This window comes from Plantactinospora sp. A48, assembly GCF_055793945.1.
Genome location: NZ_JBTIXF010000012.1, coordinates 36,059 through 51,799 on the forward strand (window position 1 = coordinate 36,059; position 15,741 = coordinate 51,799).

The window sequence follows — 15,741 nt, forward strand, 5'->3', positions numbered from 1 at the left end:
GGCCCCGGGTCAACCGGCCGCCACGGCCCGGTCCACACCGTCCTCGTGGCGGCCCAGGAACACCGGATCCCGGCCCGTCGCCACGTCCACCACCGCCTTCACCGCCGCCGCCTGATCCCGCACGGCACCCCGCAACCACGTCACCCGGTACCGGCGGGCCGTGTCGTCACCCACCCCGACCGCGTCCAACCCCACCGCCCGGCACACCGCCACCGCCCGCGCCACATGAAAATCCTGGGTCACCACGATCACCCGCCGGACCCCGAACACCCGCCGGGCCCGCACACACGAGTCGTACGTGTCGAACCCGGCATGATCGGTCACCACCCGGTCCGCCGGCACCCCCCGCCGCACCAGCCAGCCCGCCATCGCGTCCGGCTCGTCGTACGACCAGCGGCCGTGGTCACCCGAGACCAGCACCGCCCGGACCGTGCCCGCGGCGAACAACCGCCGCGCCAGCTCCAACCGGGCCGCCAGGAACGGTGACGGGGTACCGTCCGGCGCCACCTGCGCCCCCAGCACCAGCACCACCGGCGCGGCCGGCACGTCGGCCACCCCGAACAGGTGGGCCCGCGCCGAATCCTGCACCCACAGCACCGACCCGCCCACCGGCATACCGACCGCCAGCACCGTCATCGCGACCAACCGGAACAGCATCCGCCGGTGCCGGCGCCAGACCCGCGACACGACGGCCGACCCGCCACCAACCGGAACCGGCACCGCCGCGGCGGCCGGGGTCTCCTCAGTGGACCGACCCGTCACACCCAACCGATCCGTCATGCCCACCAGTGTGCGGGACCAGCCCCGCCGCGCGCCGCCCGGGACGTCAGCCGGCCCGCCGCCGCGCCCGCCGCAACGCCAACTCGTCGCCCACCGCCACCGGGGACTCCTCCACCGCAGGCTCCGGGGCCGACACCGCGCCGACCGGCTCCGCCGGCAGGTGCGACAACGACCCCTGGACCTCCTTGAACGCCCCGCCGATCGCGATGCCGAACACCCCCTGGCCGCCCTGCAACAGGTCCACGACCTCCTCCGGCGACCGGCACTCGTACACCGTGGTCCCGTCCGAGATCAGCGTGATCCCCGCCAGGTCGTCAACCCCCCGCGACCGCAACGCCTCGATCGCCCGGCGGATGTTCTGCAGCGACACCCCGGCGTCCAGCAGCCGCTTGACCACCTTCAACACCACCAGGTCGCGGAACGAGTACAACCGCTGCGTCCCCGACCCGGAAGCGTCCCGGATGCTCGGCACCACCAACGCCGTACGGGCCCAGTAGTCCAACTGGCGGTAGCTGATCCCCACCGCGTGGCACGCCGTCACCCCGCGATAGCCAACCTGCTCACCCGGCTCACCCGGCGGGCCGTCCGCGTCCGGGGCCGTCGGGCCGCCGTCACCACGCGCTGCGCCAACCAGATCGGGATCTCGCGGCTCGTGCATCCGGACAACCTCCCCGCCCTGCGGCGACCCGACCCCCAACCGGGACCGTGTCACCCCTCGACGAGGCAACCCTATAGCGCACCCGGCCCGTAAGCCCGCACGATCCACCACGACACGCCGCCCGGCCACCGGCGACACCCCGGCGCGTCAGACCGCACCCGGGCCCCACCCGGCGCCACACCGGCAACGTCAACGGACGCACGGGCAACCCCGACCGGTGAACAACGGCGTCAGCCCGCGAAGTCCTCCGGCCGCACCTGCTCCAGGAACTCCCGGAACTTCTCGACCTCGTCCTCCTGCTCGTCCGGGATCACGATGCCGGCCTCGGTCAGCACCTCCTCGGCGCACCGGATCGGCGCACCGACCCGCAACGCCAACGCGATCGAATCACTCGGCCGCGCGGACACCCGCAACCCGTCCCCGATCAACAGATCCGCGTAGAAGACGTTCTCCTTCAACTCGGTGATCTCCACCGCCCGCAGCGGAGCCTTCACCGCCGCCAGGATGTCCCGCAACAGATCGTGGGTCAACGGCCGCGCCGGCTTGACCCCCTGCTGCTCGTAGGCGATCGCGCTCGCCTCCACCGCGCCGATCCAGATCGGCAGGTAGCGGTCTCCCTCGACCTCCCTGAGCAGGACGATCGGCTGGTTGCTGGGCAGCTCCACCCGAACCCCGACCACGCTCAGCTCGCGCACCGCCGCCTCCGTGTCGTCGTACTCCGCCAGCACCGCCACCGGCGGGCTGCTCGCCCGCCGGCGCGGTATGCCCTGTCCCTGCACGGTACACGGACCACCGACACACCGTCCGGGTGCCAGTCGCCCGTATCCGAGCGCCGTCAGGGCTTACCCCCGGAAGCCTACGACACGCCCCGGCATAAAGATCTTTGCGTGGACCCGCCCGCAAGCCGGCACCCGGTCACCGCCCCAACGTCTCCCGCAGCCCCACCCGCACCAACGCCGCGTGCAACTGCTGCGACAACGCGCCCAACTCCCGCGCCAACTCCGCCGCCCGAGCCCGCGCCGCCGGATCACTCTGCCGCGCCAACGGCGCCACCAACTGCGCGAACAACCCGACCTCCCGATCCGCCGCCGTCCGGTACGCCCGCAGATGCCGCGGCTGGAACCCGTACGCCGACAAACCCGCCACCGCCCGCGCGATGATCAACGCATCCGAGTCGTACCACCCCGGCGGCCTCGACACCACCAGCCCCAACCGCTCCAACTCGGCCAGCGTCCCACCGTCGATCCCGCTGCGCTCCACCAACTCCGAGCGGTCGAGCCGAACCTCCGCCCCCTCCGCACCCCGCTCACCCGGAGCGGACGGCACCTCACCCGCGGGCCCGACCGCCACCAACGCCGGACGGGCCCGCCCCACCTCACCACCGGAATCCAACTCCGCCAGCTGCGCCCGGATCACCCGCAACGGAAGATACTGATCCCGCTGCGCCGTCAACACGAACCGCAACCGGGCAACATCATCCCAGCTGTACTTCCGGTAACCCGCAGGCGTCCGCTGCGGCTCCACCAGACCCTCGGCCTCCAGAAACCGCAACTTGGAGATCGTCGTATCCGGGAACTCCGCCCGCAGCTGCGCCAGCACCTCGCCGATGCTCATCAGCGGATAACCGCGGCCCTCCGACGCACCAACGCCAGCCCGCCGCGGCGCCCCCGACGCAGCCGCCGCACCGTCACTCACCCCCGGCCGGCCTCCTCCTCCGGACGCGGCCCGGCGATGAACACCAACCGGAACTTACCGATCTGCACCTCGTCACCATTGCTCAGCGTCGCCGCCTCCACCCGCTCCCGATTCACGTACGTGCCGTTCAAACTCCCCACGTCACGCACCGTGAAAGTCCCACCGTCCCGGTGGAACTCGGCATGCCGCCGCGACACCGTCACGTCGTCCAGGAAGATGTCGCTGTCCGGATGCCGGCCACTGGTCGTCACATCATGATCCAGCAGGAACCGGGCACCCGCATTCGGTCCACGCCGCACAACGAGAAGGGCCATACCCGGAGGCAACGAACCGGACATCCGGCTCGGCACGACATCGGCGTCGGGCCCCTCCAGCACCTCGTCAAGCGAACCGAGATTGAGCGTCGACGTGACGTCGAGTGGGGGGAACTCGTCGTCTGGGCGCGTCATTGGACCACCTCACGGATCTGTTTCGGTCGGCGTCAGGGTAATGGCGGGTCTGGCCGCCGGGCGGTAACGCACCCGGCGGCTGGCTCCCCCGTGCCCGGGAAGGCAATTCCGCAACGCGCAACTATCGGGTCTTCGGTCGACTGGGCGAGCCTAGCCAGCGCCGAAAAACAGGGCAACCAGACGCGCGGACACAACCTGGCAGGTCGACCGCGCTCAGCTTTCAGTCAGTTCCCGGTACGCCGCAGCGGACAACAACCGCTCCAGCACCGACGGATCAGCCAACTCGATCTCCACCAGCCAACCCGCACCGTACGGGTCGGAGTTGACGACCTCCGGCTCATCCACCAACCGGTCGTTACGCCGCACCACCGTGCCACTCACCGGAGCGTAAATTTCCGAAACGCTCTTGGTGGACTCCACCTCACCCAGGGACGCCCCGGCCTCCACCGCCGTCCCCGCGTCGGCCAACTGGACGTACACGATGTCGCCCAGCGCGTCCTGGGCGAAGTGGGTGATACCCACCCGCACCGTTCCGCCACCGTCCCCGGCCACCCACTCATGTTCGGCGGTATACCGCAGGTCCTCAGGAATCACCCGTCGCGTCCTTCATCGTCGCACCGCAACTGCCACCACCGGACCAACGGCCCGGCAACACCCGGTCAGGAAACCGGATGCGCATACCTCAGCGCCGGCACCGGACTCAACGCCTTCACGTCGACAACCTGGTGCTCGTCGACGATCACGGTACCGCCGTCACCCGCGACCGACGCCACCACCCCACCAGCGATGTTCAACGCCGTACGCATCGTCGCCGGCTCCCCCACCACCGTCAACGTGTACGGACCGGTCAACCGCCGCCCGCCGACATCGATCCCACCATCCGCGTCCAGAAAATACGTCGCCGCGATGATCCGCACCGTCGCCCCGTCCCCGCCGGAGATCTCCATCGCCTCCGCGCCGGCACCCCGCAACTCCTGCACCGCGTCCAACACCGTCGACGCCCCGATCGGCTTCGCCCCGGCCGAGAACCGCACCGACAGACCCGGACCCCGCGCCGGCAACGTACCCGCCAGAATCCCCAACTCGTCCGCCCGCCGCGTCGCCTCCTCCAGCGCCGCCTCCCGACCCTGCGCGCCCGAGGTCAACTGCCGCTGACTGTCCTCCAACCCCGCCACGTCCAACCGCAACCGCTGCTGCTGCCCCTCCAGATCGGACAGGATGCGCACCAGGTCCTCCTGCCGCGCCGACGCCAACGTCGTATCCGTCGAATTCGACCGCAACTGCACCGCCAACGCGAAACCCAGCAGCGCCAGCAGCACCGCGATCATCCCGCCCGCCGTGCTCGGCCGCCGCCGCACCCGACCGGCCGGCCCGGCACCGCCAGCCACCCCACCGTCCGCCGGGGCCTCGGCCGGGCGCTCCCCACCGGGCGCACCACCGTCACCGGGGACACCGCCGCCCTCGACGCCAGCGGGCGCACCGCCGGCCTCAGTCTCAGCCTCCACAGCCGCCGACGGGTGGTCGGCCGCCGGCCGGGCGGAACCGGCCCCCGGCGAGCCCGGATCGACCACCGCCGGACCCACCCCGTCCGCCGGCGGTGCCGCCGGCCGCGGATCCGGCTCCCCCGCCGGACTCGACGGCGCCACCGGCCCCGACGACTCCGGGAAGCCCGGACCCACCTCGTCGCGCCGCGACTCAGGTTGCTCGCTCATACCGCCCCAACCTACGCCCGGAACAGGTGCCGACGGATCGCCGCCACATTGCCGAAGATCCGCACCCCCAGCACCACCACCACACCCGTGGACAACTGACCACCCACCCCCAACTGGTCACCCAGATACACGATCACACCCGCCACCAGCACATTCGAGATGAACGACACCACGAACTGCTTGTCGTCGAAGATCCGGTCCAACTTCGCCCGGACACCACCGAACACCGCGTCCAACGCCGCGATCACCGCGATCGGCAGATACGGCTGCAAACCCGGCGGCACCGTGGGCCCGAACGCGACACCGAGCAGCACACCGACGACCAACGCCAGCACAGCGATCATCGACCGCCTCCAGAAGGGGTGGAAGAAGGGGAACGGGGAGCATGCGCCGACCCACCGGCCGACGGTGCCGCCGACGGCACCCGGGCGAACCGCAACTGCGGCTCGTTCGCCGCCGGCAACACCAGAGCATCGGAGGACTTGACGTCGAAACCCATGCCGTACCGGGAGGCCAGCTCGCGCAACACCGCCGCCGTCGGGCCGTCGGAGAACCGGTCCGCGATCCGGCCCGGCCCCACCGCCGACACCTCGTACGGACCCGACACCGGCCGGAAGTCCACCAGGATGTTGCCCCCGGCCGCCCGGATCGTCGACGTCGCCGTCAACCGCTGCCCATTGATCGACACCGCCTCCGCGCCGGCCCCCCACAGCGCGTTCGCGATGTCCTGCAAGTCATGATCCAGAACCCGGCCCAGGTTCGGCGTCTTGGCCCCGGTCACCGCGTCCGACCGGGCCGGCGCGTCCGACACCCGCACCACCACCCCGGCGCCACGCACCCGGGCCAGGCCCGTCGCGGCCTCCAGATCACGCAACCGCGCCGCCTCCTGGCCACCCACCGCCGCGTCCCGCTGCCGCGCCACCTCCTGGCGCAACGCGTCCGCCCGCGCGGCCAACCGGTCGTTCTCCGCCTCGCGCTCCTTGACCTGACTGGCCAGTCCCGCCCGCGCCTTGCTGCGACCCGGCTCGTCGGCCAGGGTCTGCCGGTACGCCACCGCGAACAGGAACCCCACCACGACCAGCACGACAAACGTCACGCCCCGGGCGGCCAGCAGCGACCGCGGCGACGGCGACCCCCGTCGGCGACGCCGGGCCGCCGCGTCGGCGTACCCCGGATCGAGCGGGTTGCGGAACAACTCGGTCAGGAAGTCCGGCGCGTACGTCCGGCCCGGCCGGGCCTCCCCGCCGGGATCGGAAGGGACCGTCACCGTGCCGACCCCGTCCGCCCCCGGGCGTCCGCCGAACCCGCCTCGGCACGCCGCCGGGACCAGCTGATCAGTCCGGCGGCCTCCACCAGGTACAGCACCCCGGACGCCCAGTACAGCACCAGCCCCCACCAGGCCAACGCCCAGCCGGCAGCCCCAGCGATCGGCGCCGTCGCCGGCACGGCGGCGGCCAGCAGCAGCGTCGGGAACGCGGCCAGCAGCACGAACGTGGCCGTCTTGCCCAGATAGTGCACCGGCGGCGGCCCGAACCCGTAACCCCGCAGCACCAGCAGCCGGACGCCGAGCAGCAGCTCCCGGGCCAGCAGCGCCACGGTGAACTGCCAGGGCACCACGTCCCGCGCGGTGAACGCGAGCAGGGTCGCGAGGATGTAGAGCCGGTCGGCCAACGGGTCGAGCAGTTCACCCAGCCGGCTGACCTGTCCCAGCCGGCGGGCGACGAACCCGTCGACCCAGTCGGTGCTGCCACCGACGGCCAGCACGACCACCGCGGCGGCGTCCGACCGGGGGCCCAGGAGCAGGTACAGGAACAGCGGCACACCGGCCAGCCGGAGCATGCTGATCAGGTTGGGCAGGGTCAGGACGCTGCGGGTCCGCCCCGCGGCCCGGACGGCGGTGCCGTCGGGTGGCGCGGCGTCCGGCGTTCCAGCCGGCCGACGTGGCACCGGACCTCCCCCACTTTCCAGGCGCGTACCCGTCGACAGAACTCCCACCCCGACGCCGGTCGCGCAGTCCGCCCCGTCCCCGCGGTAGGAGCTTCTCGTGCCGCCGTCCCGGTCCCGGGCAGGGCCGCGAACCACGTCAACGGCGGATTGGCGCTGCCACTATAACGGGCGCGAGTCGATCAAGGCCGGGGCTGCGCTACTGGATGCGGCGTGTCTTTTTCGGGTTTGCGTGCGATGCGACACACCCGGTAACGCATCCTAGGACGCTAGTTGGTCGGTACGGTGGCCGCGGCCATGATCCGGGGCGTCCTCCCGGGACTGCGGCAACGTGTCGGGCCGGCCGCGGATCAGGCCGTCCGGGCCTCCTTGACGGCCTCGATGACCGGGTTGGCCGCCTCGGCGAAAGCGATCAGGGACGCCAGCAGTTCGTGCTGGGACCGCGGCGCCATCTGATCGAGCACCCGCTGCACGGCCTCGCAACGCCGCTCTCGAAGTTCCCGCAGCAGGCTCTGCGCCGCGCCGGTCAACCGAAGGTGCACCTCGCGGCGGTCACGCTGGTCCGGCACCCGCCGGACCAGGCCGATCGCCTCCAGCCGGTCACACAGCCGACTGGCCGACGACGGCACCACCCGCAACAACTCGGCCAGCTTGTTCACGTTGGTGTCCGGCCGCCCGTTGATCAGCGAGAGCACCCGCAACTGGGTGGGTGACACCGGTGACGGGTGCTGGGATCGGGCGTCGTCGAGCACGCCCACCAGGGCCTCGGCCGCTGCCTCAACCGCGGCGGCGAGGTTCGGAGGTCGCTCCATCCGGTGTCCTCTAAAGTTGTCCGGGTACCCACCGCACCGATCGGTACGGATTAGCGGCACTACCCCACCCGCTCCGCTTTCATGCCAGGCCGTGCCAGTCCAGACAAACGATAACGGCATCGTCGTCCAGGTCCGTGTCACCGTGATAGTCCCGCAACTCGCGCATGACCGTACCAACCGCCTCGGTGGCCGGTTGCAACCGCGTCGACCGGATCGACCGGGACAGCACCCGGTCGCCATACGGCTCCCGCTCCCCCGGGCTGGCCGCGTAGACCCCGTCGCTGACCAGGAAGAGCCGGTCCCCCGGCCGGAGCTGGAACTCCTGCGTCGCGTACCGACCGTCCTCGAACATCCCCAGCGGCAACTGCTCATCCAACGTGACCCGGGTCACCTGACCGCCCCGCAACCGCAGCACCCGCGGTGACCCGGCGTCCACCGCCGACACCCGCCCGGTGCGGGCGTCCAGCTCCAACAGCAACGTCGCCAGATGCCGACCGCCCCGGTGCTGCCCGAAAACCGCGTCCGACGCCAGCTCCGCCTGCTCCGCGAGACCACCGCCGGACCGCCGCGCGTTGCGCATCGCGTTCACCGCCAACGCGGTCAGCAACGACGCCGGCAGTCCGGCACCGTCGCCGTTCGTCGCCGTCACCGTCAGCCGGTCGCCATCGACCGCCCAGTCGAAATTGTCCCCACCCACCGTGTACGCCGGTTCGAGCTGGCCGGCCAGCAGATAGCCGGCGTGCCGCACACCGCGCCCGGGAATCAGATCCCACTGCAACTCGGCGGCCATGCTCAGCCGGCCGCGCCGCCGCACCCGCCGGTACCGGTCGGTGTCCCGGTCCGCCGCGCGCAGCGCCACCGCCAGGTCACCGGCCAACATGTCCAACCGGTCGGCCAGCAGGTCCGAGAGCGGCTCCGCCAGGTCCACCCGCAGCACGCCCAACCGCTCACCCCAGGCCGTCAGCGGCACGTAGAGCCGCGGTCCAGCCGGGTCCACGAGCGCCTGCTGGCTGCTGAAACAGCGGGCCGCAGCGGCTCGGCCGGCGATCGTGACCCGCTCGGTCGCCGCCTCGTCGAGCACCGACCACAACCCGGCGATCCGATAGTCGGCCAGCAACACGTCGACGCCGAGCACCCCGAGCCGGGTCCGGGCGTACTCCGCCATCGCCTCGACCTGCTGATCCGGGGCGGCGGCCCGCAGCCGGGCGGTGAGCGACGCGTCCTCGACCATGCCCACTCCCGCCCGATCATTGCCATCGGGCACGGATGATACGGCCGGGCCACCGGTGCGGCCATCCAGCGGACCGGCCTTCGCGGTATCGCCGCAGGCGGCGCCGCCGATGGGGATAGTGAGATGGTGGGCACGCACCGGGACGGGGCCGTGGTGGTCGGGGTGGACGGCTCGGCGGACGCCCGTCGGGCCGTCGCACTCGCCGCCGCCGAGGCCACCCGACGCGGCCGGCCGCTGCGGGTCGTCCACGCCTTCGTCTGGCCGCTGCTGCGGGTGAATGTGGACCCGCCGCCCGAGAGCCCACCCGACGCCGGCCTGCGGCACCAGGCCGACCGGATCCTCGCCGCCGCCCTGTCCGAGGCCCGCGCCGCCGTCGACGGGGTACCGGTCGACGGCGAGGTGGTGGTCGGACAACCGGCGGCGGTGCTGTGCCAGGAGAGCCGGGACGCCGCGCTCGTGGTGGTCGGCGACCGTGGCCTCGGCGGCTTCACCGGGCTGCTGGTGGGCTCGATCGCCCTGCAGACCGTCTCCCACGCGACCTGCCCGGTGCTGGTGACCCGGGGAACCGAACACCGCGACGGTCCTGTGGTGGTGGGCGTGGACGGCTCCGAAACCTCCCAGCTGGCCCTCGCGGTCGCCGCCGAGCAGGCCGCCCTGCGCGGAGCGGAACTGCGCGCCGTACACGCCTTCCGGCACCCCCGGTCGAACGGGCCGGGCGACATGATGCCGCTGGTGTACGACACCGAGGTGCTCCGCGCGGCCGAGGACCGGACGCTGGCCGAGACCCTCGCGCCGTGGCAGGACCGGTATCCACGGCTGCCGATGATCCGGCGCGTGACGCACTCCCGCCCGGCGCCGGCCCTGATCGAGGAGTCCGCCCACGCGCAGCTCCTCGTGGTGGGCGCCCGCGGCCGGGGCGGGCTGGCCGGCCTGGTGCTCGGCTCGACCAGCCAGGCCGTCCTGCACCACGCCGCCTGCCCCACCGTCGTGGCACCTGTACCGCATGGCACCGCGCGGCGCGGGTAGACACCCACGTCACCACCGGCACCGTCGAGCGCAGGGAGGCACCGACATGCCAGGACCACGGCCCGGAAGCCACGCCTACGACGTGCAACGGGCGAGACTACGCAAACGGGTGGAGAACTCCGGACGGGCCGTCGACCAGGAGGCCAACGAGGTCGCCAACCGGACGCTCCAGGAGGATCGGGGACAGCGCGGGATCGCCCGTGGCGACCGGGCGCTGGGGCCAAAGGGGGAACGCGACCGGGGCGAACCTCGATGAGCCGGACCGCGCCGGGCATCGCGCCCAGACTGGTCACCGGACTGCTGGCGGGACTCGCCGGCAGTTCGGCGCTGAACATCGTCTCCTACGCCGACGTGGCGCTGCGGGCCCGCCCACCGAGCAGCACGCCCGACGAGGCGGTCAAGCGGCTGGCCGGAGCGACCCATCTGACGTTGGGGCCCGAGGGCCGGGCGGCGAACCGCCGCGCGGGCCTCGGGCCGTTGCTGGGATACCTCACGGGTGTGGCGACATCGGTGAGCTACGCCCTGGTGTTCCGCCACCGGCTACCGGTCCCGGTGGCCGCCGGGCTGCTCGGCGCTGGCGCCCTGGCGGGCTCCAACGCGCCGATCGCGCTGCTGCGGATCAGCGATCCACGCACCTGGAGCCGGACCGACTGGCTGTCGGACATCGTGCCCCACCTGGCGTACGGGTTGGTGGCCGCCGTGACACTCGACCGGCTCGTCGACCGCTGACCCGGCGCCGGCTGAAACCGTGGCCCGCCGGCGCCGCGTCGGATCGGTCAGCGCCGGCGACCACTGGCCACCGGCCGCTGGGCCGGGCCGTACGGGGAGACCTGTCCGGGCGGTACCGGGCGAGCGGCGCCGCCCTTGCCGGCGGGTCGACTGCCCGGACCGGGCTCCTGACTGTCCTGCACGGTCGGGTTCTTCTCGTTGCGCCGTACCTCGGGCTGCTGCACATTGGGCATGGCCGGAACTCCTTCCGTCCTCGGCTCGTGGTTACCCGCCGGCGGCCAGCGGCATTCGTCCGCGGCGGCCCCCGGCATTCGCTCGCGCCCCGAGCGGCGGGGTGCGCTTGACGGTGGGCCGGGTGGGTAAGCCGGCGGCATGGCTGACCAGCGGACGATCGTGACGACGCTGCTCAACAGGCACGGCCGCACCTATGCCGAGGAGGCGGGCATCATCCTGGCCGACCGGCCGGGCCCGCTCTACCGGTTGCTGGTGCTGGCCACGCTGTTGAGCAGCCGGATCCGCGCCGGAGTGGCGGTGGCCGCCGCCCGGGAGTTGTTCGCGGCCGGATACCGGACGCCGCAGGCCATGTTCACCGCGAGCTGGCAGGACCGGGTGGACGCGCTCGGCCGGGGTCACTACCGCCGGTACGACGAACGGACGGCCACCATGCTCGGCGACGGCGCCCGGTTGTGCCTGGACCGGTGGCACGGTGACCTGCGCCGGTTGCACCGCACCGCCGGCCCGGACCGGGCGGCGCTGCGCACCGAACTGACCGGATTTCCCGGTATCGGGCCGACCGGCGCCGACATCTACCTGCGCGAGGTCCAGGGGGTGTGGCCCGACGTGGGTCCCTACCTGGACCGCCGCGCGGCCGACGAGGCCCGCCGGCTCCGGCTGCCGGCCACTCCGGACGCGCTGGCGGCCCTGGCGCCCCGCGCCGAACTGCCCCGGCTGGTGTCCGCGCTGGTCCGGATGTCGCTCGGTGCGGAGGATCCGGAAGCCCTCGCCCGAGCCCGATGACGGCGGTCAAACACCCGCCTCAGCCCGTCGAACTGCCGCTCGGCCTGGTCACGTACCAGACCAGCACGGCAGCCGCGGCGGCCAGCACCAGCAGGCCGTTGGTCACCCGGTGTGTTCCGTCGCGATGGTTGCTGCCCAGGTAGATGACCGCCAGTCCGGCCAGGATCGACAGGAACGTGCGAAACCCCCGGTTCTTCACAATCCGGACGGTAGCGTCGGTCCGGCCGAGCGAGGCGGGAAAGGCCCGAGAACACCCCGTCGGGTAACCGCTCAGTCCACCTCGAGACTGTCCAGCTCGATCCGCTGGTACATGAGCCACCGGGCCAGTGCCGGCAGCCCGAGCAGCCACAGCGGCGCCGACTCGGTAGTGCCGTTGGTGGCGTAGATGGCGAACCGTAGATCCGGCGCCCGGTACGCCTCGATCCGCCAGCGGTGATTGCGGTCCCGCCAGATCGTCGCCGGATCCCCCAGGTCTGCCCTCACCCGTTCGACGCTAGGGGCCCCGGTCCCGGATCTGTGGTCGCTTCGGGGTTCTTCCCGCGATGTCCGGATCGGACACACCCCCTATCGCATCCTAGGACGCTAGGGTAGCGGTCCCGGTCCGGCGGGCCCGGTCCCGACCAGGACCCGGGTGCCGTCGGGATGCCGGCGCGTGACACCACGGCGGTCCAGCAGCTCCAGCAGCGGCACCGCCACCCGACGGCTGGTCTCCAGCACCTGCCGCGCGGCGCTCAGGGTGAACGGCTGCGGCAGCCCGGCCAGCAGCCCGGCCGCCCGCTCGGGAGCGTCGGGCAGCAGCACCACGGACCCGGCCAGCCGCAGCACCGCGCCGGCCCGGACGGCCACCCCGATCTCCCGGTGCCCCAGACCCAGCTCGACCAGCCGGGCCGCCTCGGGCGCCCGGAACGGCTGCCCGGCCAGCTCCCCGGCCAGCCGGTCGACGGCGACCGCCACCGGCTCCGGCAACCCGACCCCGGCCGTACCGGCCAGCACCCGACCCTCGACCAGCCGCAGCGGGGGTCGGACCAGGGCCTCCACCAGGACCCGGTCGGGCAGGTCGAGCCGGCGCCGCAGCGTCTCCACCGGCACCCCCGGCGCCAGCGGATCGGCCGCCTGACCATCCCGGACCAGCTCGGCCAGCCGCCCGGCCAGCTGCGCCCAGTACGCCGGGTCGGCGTGCCAGCGCCCGGCCACCGGCGCGCCGGTCACCGCAATCCCCATCCGATCCAGGTCGTCCCGCCGGACCAGCCCCCGGCGGCGCAACTCGGACACCTCGTCCGGACGACCGTCCACCCCGGCCAGCACCGCGGCCCGGGCCGCCGCCGCGCCCCGACGGACCAACGGCGGCGGCAGCACGTCCAGCACCGTCACCCCACCGGCCACGTGCCGCCGCCCGGGGTCACGCAGCAGGGCCCGGTCCCCCACCCGCAGCGGCAGCGGGCGGGCCAGCCGCAGCCGGGCGGTGTCCGGCCCGAGCGGACGTACCCGCACCGGCACGGCCGCCGACCCGACGTGCAGCATCGCCTCCGTCGCCAGCTCCGCCACCGGATCCCCGGTCAGCCGCACGTCCAGCAGATCGGTGAGCCGGAACCGACCCGGGGTCAGCAGCGCGTCGCCCCGACCCACCGCGTCCCGGGGTACGCCGCGCAGGTTCACCGCCACCCGGGCGACGGCGGTGACCCGGTCCACCGCCGAACCCAACGTCTGCAGGCCACGGACCCGCACCCGCCGTCCGGTGGCGCCGAGTTCGAGGTCGTCCCCGACCCGCAGCGCGCCGGCACCCAGGGTGCCGGTCAGCACGGTGCCGCTGCCGCGCACCGAGAAGGACCGGTCCACCCACAGCCGCACCGGCGCCGTCGGTTCCGGGGCCGGCAGGGCGGCCACCAGGCTGTCCAGCCCGGCCCGCAACCGGGACAGGCCGGCGCCGGTGGTCCCGCTCACCGCGACCGCGGCGACCCCGCGCAGGGAACTGCCCGCCAGTTCGGCGCGGGCCGCCGCCAGCGCCGGACCGGGATCGGCGAGGTCGGCGCGGGTGACCACCAGCAGCCCGTGCCGGACGCCCAGCGCGTCGAGCGCGGCCAGGTGCTCGGCCGACTGCGGCATCCAGCCCTCGTCGGCGGCCACCACCAGCAGCGCGGCCGGCACCGGCCCCACCCCGGCCAGCATGTTCGGCACGAACCGCTCGTGCCCCGGCACGTCCACCAGGGCCAACACGGCGCCGGACGGCAGGGTCGTCCAGGCGAACCCCAGGTCGATGGTCATGCCCCGGCGGCGTTCCTCGGCCCACCGGTCCGGTTCCATCCCGGTCAGCGCGCGGACCAGCGTGGACTTGCCGTGGTCGACGTGCCCGGCCGTGGCGACGACATGCATCAGCGGTCCCGGTCGGCCACCGCCGCCAGCACACAGCGAGCCAGCTCGGGATCCAGCGCCGGCGGTACGCAGCGCAGGTCCAGCAGCAGGCGACCGCGTTCCACCCGGCCCACCACCGGTCGGCTGCCGGCGCGCAGCGCGGCGGCGTACCGCTCGGGCAGCGCGACCGCCCACGACGGCAACTGCACCTCCGGCGCCCCGCCGCCACCGACCACCGCGACCGCCGGCACCACCTCGACCGGTACGCCGGCGTCGGCCAGCAGCTCGGCCAGCCGCCGGGCCCGGTCCCGCAACCGGTCCGGATCGGCCCGCAACGCCTGACGGGTCGGTGTCTGCGGGCCGGTGAGGGTGGCGCCCAGCGCGGCCAGGGTGAGCTTGTCCACCCGCAGCGCCCGGGCCAGCGGGTGCCGGCGCAGCCGCTCGACCAGCGCGGCGTCGCCGAGCAGCAGTCCGGCCTGCGGACCGCCCAGCAGCTTGTCCCCACTGGCCGTGACCAGGTCGGCGCCGGCCCGCAGGGTGCTCGTCGCGTCCGGCTCGTCCGGCAGCGCGGGTTCGGCGGTCAGCAGGCCGGACCCGATGTCCACCACCACCGGCGCGGGCAGGGTCGCCAGCTCCGCCACGGACACCGCCGAGGTGAAGCCGCGGACCACGAAGTTGGCCGGATGCACCTTGAGCACGAAGCCGGTGCGCGGGCCGATCGCGGCGGCGTAGTCGGCCAACGTGCTGCGGTTGGTGGTGCCCACCTCGCGCAACCGGGCGCCGGTGCTGACCAGCAGATCCGGCAACCGGAACCCGTCACCGATCTCCACCAGCTCACCCCGGCTGACCACGATCTCCCGGTCGGCGGCCAGCGCGGTGGCGGCCAGCACCAGCGCCGCCGCGCCGTTGTTCACCACGTGTACCGCCCCGGCGTCCGGCACGGCGGCGGCCAGCGCGGCGAGGGTGGACCGGCCGCGCCGGGCCCGCCGTCCGGTGGCCAGGTCCAGTTCCACGTCGGTGTGGCCGGCGGCGGCGGTCAGCGCGTCGACGGCGGCCGGCGACAACGCCGCCCGGCCCAGGTTCGTGTGCAGCACCACGCCGGTGGCGTTGACCACCGGGCGCAGCCCGTCGGCCGGCGCCGCCAGGGCGGCGACCGCCGCGTCGACCACCTGCTCGGGCTCGATCTCACCGGTCCGGGCCCGCCGCTGGGCGGCGGTCACGGCCGCCTTCACCGCCGCCCGGCCGGCGCGCGTGGCGACGCCCGCCAACCGGGGGTCGGCCAGCACCACGTCGGTACGCGGGATCCGCCGCCGCGGGTCGCCCGCGCCCTGCATCCGGT

General features: G+C 73.5%; 21 protein-coding genes. 4 read left to right on the top strand and 17 right to left on the bottom strand.

From position 1 onward, the window contains the following. Nucleotides 1-9 precede the first annotated feature (9 nt). The 12 genes from ACXN5W_RS09125 to ACXN5W_RS09180 form a co-directional block, all read right to left on the bottom strand. Nucleotides 10-780, bottom strand: a complete 771-nt coding sequence (locus tag ACXN5W_RS09125; protein WP_473157741.1) for a SanA/YdcF family protein — start codon at nt 778-780, stop codon at nt 10-12. Nucleotides 781-826: 46 nt separating this feature from the next. Further along, nucleotides 827-1,438 carry a MerR family transcriptional regulator gene (locus ACXN5W_RS09130; protein WP_473157742.1) on the bottom strand — a complete coding sequence of 204 codons (612 nt, stop codon included), beginning with the start codon at nt 1,436-1,438 and terminating at the stop codon, nt 827-829. Nucleotides 1,439-1,668: 230 nt separating this feature from the next. Beyond that, nucleotides 1,669-2,133: a bifunctional nuclease family protein gene (locus ACXN5W_RS09135; RefSeq protein ID WP_095565263.1), complete on the bottom strand. Its 465-nt coding sequence runs from the start codon at nt 2,131-2,133 to the stop codon at nt 1,669-1,671. A 220-nt stretch (nt 2,134-2,353) separates the two neighbouring features. Further along, nucleotides 2,354-3,052, bottom strand: a complete 699-nt coding sequence (ftsR, locus tag ACXN5W_RS09140) for a transcriptional regulator FtsR (RefSeq protein ID WP_473157743.1) — start codon at nt 3,050-3,052, stop codon at nt 2,354-2,356. A 77-nt stretch (nt 3,053-3,129) separates the two neighbouring features. Then, the gene (gene odhI / locus ACXN5W_RS09145) at nt 3,130-3,582 is read right to left on the bottom strand and encodes an oxoglutarate dehydrogenase inhibitor Odhl (protein ID WP_363854664.1); all 453 of its coding nucleotides are present in this window, start codon (nt 3,580-3,582) and stop codon (nt 3,130-3,132) included. Nucleotides 3,583-3,795: 213 nt separating this feature from the next. Then, on the bottom strand, nt 3,796-4,176 hold the full coding sequence (gene gcvH / locus ACXN5W_RS09150) for a glycine cleavage system protein GcvH (protein WP_473157744.1): 381 nt from the start codon (nt 4,174-4,176) through the stop codon (nt 3,796-3,798). A gap of 65 nt (nt 4,177-4,241) precedes the next feature. Beyond that, entirely contained in the window at nt 4,242-5,294 is a 1,053-nt protein-coding gene (locus tag ACXN5W_RS09155; RefSeq protein ID WP_473157745.1) for a DUF881 domain-containing protein, read from the bottom strand. 11 nt (nt 5,295-5,305) lie between these two features. Beyond that, a complete protein-coding gene (locus tag ACXN5W_RS09160) occupies nt 5,306-5,638 on the bottom strand; it encodes a small basic family protein (RefSeq protein ID WP_473157746.1) in 333 nt (110 codons plus the stop codon). After that, on the bottom strand, nt 5,635-6,561 hold the full coding sequence (locus tag ACXN5W_RS09165; protein ID WP_473157747.1) for a DUF881 domain-containing protein: 927 nt from the start codon (nt 6,559-6,561) through the stop codon (nt 5,635-5,637). Before ACXN5W_RS09165 ends, ACXN5W_RS09160 begins: the two co-directional genes overlap by 4 nt. Then, nucleotides 6,558-7,241 carry a CDP-alcohol phosphatidyltransferase family protein gene (locus ACXN5W_RS09170; protein WP_473157748.1) on the bottom strand — a complete coding sequence of 228 codons (684 nt, stop codon included), beginning with the start codon at nt 7,239-7,241 and terminating at the stop codon, nt 6,558-6,560. The genes ACXN5W_RS09165 and ACXN5W_RS09170 overlap by 4 nt, the downstream gene beginning before the upstream one ends. A 347-nt stretch (nt 7,242-7,588) precedes the next feature. Further along, nucleotides 7,589-8,050, bottom strand: a complete 462-nt coding sequence (locus tag ACXN5W_RS09175) for a MarR family winged helix-turn-helix transcriptional regulator (RefSeq protein WP_473157749.1) — start codon at nt 8,048-8,050, stop codon at nt 7,589-7,591. A 79-nt stretch (nt 8,051-8,129) separates the two neighbouring features. Next, nucleotides 8,130-9,281 (bottom strand): PP2C family protein-serine/threonine phosphatase, encoded by a 1,152-nt coding sequence (locus ACXN5W_RS09180; RefSeq protein WP_473157750.1) that lies wholly within the window; start codon nt 9,279-9,281, stop codon nt 8,130-8,132. Nucleotides 9,282-9,407: 126 nt separating this feature from the next. On the opposite strand from ACXN5W_RS09180, the gene ACXN5W_RS09185 reads away from it, so the two are divergent. From ACXN5W_RS09185 to ACXN5W_RS09195, 3 genes are read left to right on the top strand one after another with little or no spacing between them, the layout of a single operon-like run. Next, entirely contained in the window at nt 9,408-10,307 is a 900-nt protein-coding gene (locus ACXN5W_RS09185) for a universal stress protein (RefSeq protein WP_473157843.1), read from the top strand. Between the two features lie 46 nt (nt 10,308-10,353). Beyond that, a complete protein-coding gene (locus tag ACXN5W_RS09190) occupies nt 10,354-10,563 on the top strand; it encodes a phosphatidylethanolamine-binding protein (RefSeq protein WP_473157751.1) in 210 nt (69 codons plus the stop codon). Continuing rightward, on the top strand, nt 10,560-11,036 hold the full coding sequence (locus ACXN5W_RS09195; protein ID WP_473157752.1) for a hypothetical protein: 477 nt from the start codon (nt 10,560-10,562) through the stop codon (nt 11,034-11,036). Before ACXN5W_RS09190 ends, ACXN5W_RS09195 begins: the two co-directional genes overlap by 4 nt. Nucleotides 11,037-11,083: 47 nt before the next feature. Here ACXN5W_RS09195 and ACXN5W_RS09200 read toward each other — a convergent pair whose 3' ends face one another. Beyond that, nucleotides 11,084-11,269: a hypothetical protein gene (locus ACXN5W_RS09200; protein ID WP_473157753.1), complete on the bottom strand. Its 186-nt coding sequence runs from the start codon at nt 11,267-11,269 to the stop codon at nt 11,084-11,086. Nucleotides 11,270-11,408: 139 nt separating this feature from the next. Between ACXN5W_RS09200 and ACXN5W_RS09205 the strand changes: the two genes are divergently transcribed. Beyond that, nucleotides 11,409-12,053: an HhH-GDP family DNA glycosylase gene (locus ACXN5W_RS09205; RefSeq protein WP_473157754.1), complete on the top strand. Its 645-nt coding sequence runs from the start codon at nt 11,409-11,411 to the stop codon at nt 12,051-12,053. Nucleotides 12,054-12,072: 19 nt separating this feature from the next. Here the strand turns inward: ACXN5W_RS09205 and ACXN5W_RS09210 are convergent, their stop codons facing one another. The 4 genes from ACXN5W_RS09210 to selA form a co-directional block, all read right to left on the bottom strand. Beyond that, on the bottom strand, nt 12,073-12,252 hold the full coding sequence (locus ACXN5W_RS09210) for an amidophosphoribosyltransferase (protein ID WP_473157755.1): 180 nt from the start codon (nt 12,250-12,252) through the stop codon (nt 12,073-12,075). 71 nt (nt 12,253-12,323) lie between these two features. Continuing rightward, nucleotides 12,324-12,536 (bottom strand): hypothetical protein, encoded by a 213-nt coding sequence (locus ACXN5W_RS09215; RefSeq protein ID WP_473157756.1) that lies wholly within the window; start codon nt 12,534-12,536, stop codon nt 12,324-12,326. 99 nt (nt 12,537-12,635) lie between these two features. After that, nucleotides 12,636-14,423 (bottom strand): selenocysteine-specific translation elongation factor, encoded by a 1,788-nt coding sequence (gene selB / locus ACXN5W_RS09220; RefSeq protein ID WP_473157757.1) that lies wholly within the window; start codon nt 14,421-14,423, stop codon nt 12,636-12,638. Continuing rightward, complete coding sequence (gene selA / locus ACXN5W_RS09225) at nt 14,423-15,736, bottom strand: L-seryl-tRNA(Sec) selenium transferase (RefSeq protein WP_473157758.1); 1,314 nt, start codon at nt 15,734-15,736, stop codon at nt 14,423-14,425. The genes selB and selA overlap by 1 nt, the downstream gene beginning before the upstream one ends. Between the last annotated feature and the right edge of the window lie 5 nt (nt 15,737-15,741).

What these genes read in the sequence shown, in the direction of transcription:
- selA (WP_473157758.1), bottom strand. Translation starts at nt 15,736, where the DNA reads ATGCAGGGCGCGGGCGACCCGCGGCGGCGGATCCCGCGTACCGACGTG.
- ACXN5W_RS09180 (WP_473157750.1), bottom strand. Translation starts at nt 9,281, where the DNA reads ATGGTCGAGGACGCGTCGCTCACCGCCCGGCTGCGGGCCGCCGCCCCG.
- ACXN5W_RS09125 (WP_473157741.1), bottom strand. Translation starts at nt 780, where the DNA reads ATGACGGATCGGTTGGGTGTGACGGGTCGGTCCACTGAGGAGACCCCG.
- ACXN5W_RS09195 (WP_473157752.1), top strand. Translation starts at nt 10,560, where the DNA reads ATGAGCCGGACCGCGCCGGGCATCGCGCCCAGACTGGTCACCGGACTG.
- ACXN5W_RS09160 (WP_473157746.1), bottom strand. Translation starts at nt 5,638, where the DNA reads ATGATCGCTGTGCTGGCGTTGGTCGTCGGTGTGCTGCTCGGTGTCGCG.
- odhI (WP_363854664.1), bottom strand. Translation starts at nt 3,582, where the DNA reads ATGACGCGCCCAGACGACGAGTTCCCCCCACTCGACGTCACGTCGACG.
- ACXN5W_RS09190 (WP_473157751.1), top strand. Translation starts at nt 10,354, where the DNA reads ATGCCAGGACCACGGCCCGGAAGCCACGCCTACGACGTGCAACGGGCG.
- ACXN5W_RS09205 (WP_473157754.1), top strand. Translation starts at nt 11,409, where the DNA reads ATGGCTGACCAGCGGACGATCGTGACGACGCTGCTCAACAGGCACGGC.
- ACXN5W_RS09175 (WP_473157749.1), bottom strand. Translation starts at nt 8,050, where the DNA reads ATGGAGCGACCTCCGAACCTCGCCGCCGCGGTTGAGGCAGCGGCCGAG.
- selB (WP_473157757.1), bottom strand. Translation starts at nt 14,423, where the DNA reads ATGCATGTCGTCGCCACGGCCGGGCACGTCGACCACGGCAAGTCCACG.
- ACXN5W_RS09200 (WP_473157753.1), bottom strand. Translation starts at nt 11,269, where the DNA reads ATGCCCAATGTGCAGCAGCCCGAGGTACGGCGCAACGAGAAGAACCCG.
- ACXN5W_RS09155 (WP_473157745.1), bottom strand. Translation starts at nt 5,294, where the DNA reads ATGAGCGAGCAACCTGAGTCGCGGCGCGACGAGGTGGGTCCGGGCTTC.
- ftsR (WP_473157743.1), bottom strand. Translation starts at nt 3,052, where the DNA reads ATGAGCATCGGCGAGGTGCTGGCGCAGCTGCGGGCGGAGTTCCCGGAT.
- ACXN5W_RS09130 (WP_473157742.1), bottom strand. Translation starts at nt 1,438, where the DNA reads ATGCACGAGCCGCGAGATCCCGATCTGGTTGGCGCAGCGCGTGGTGAC.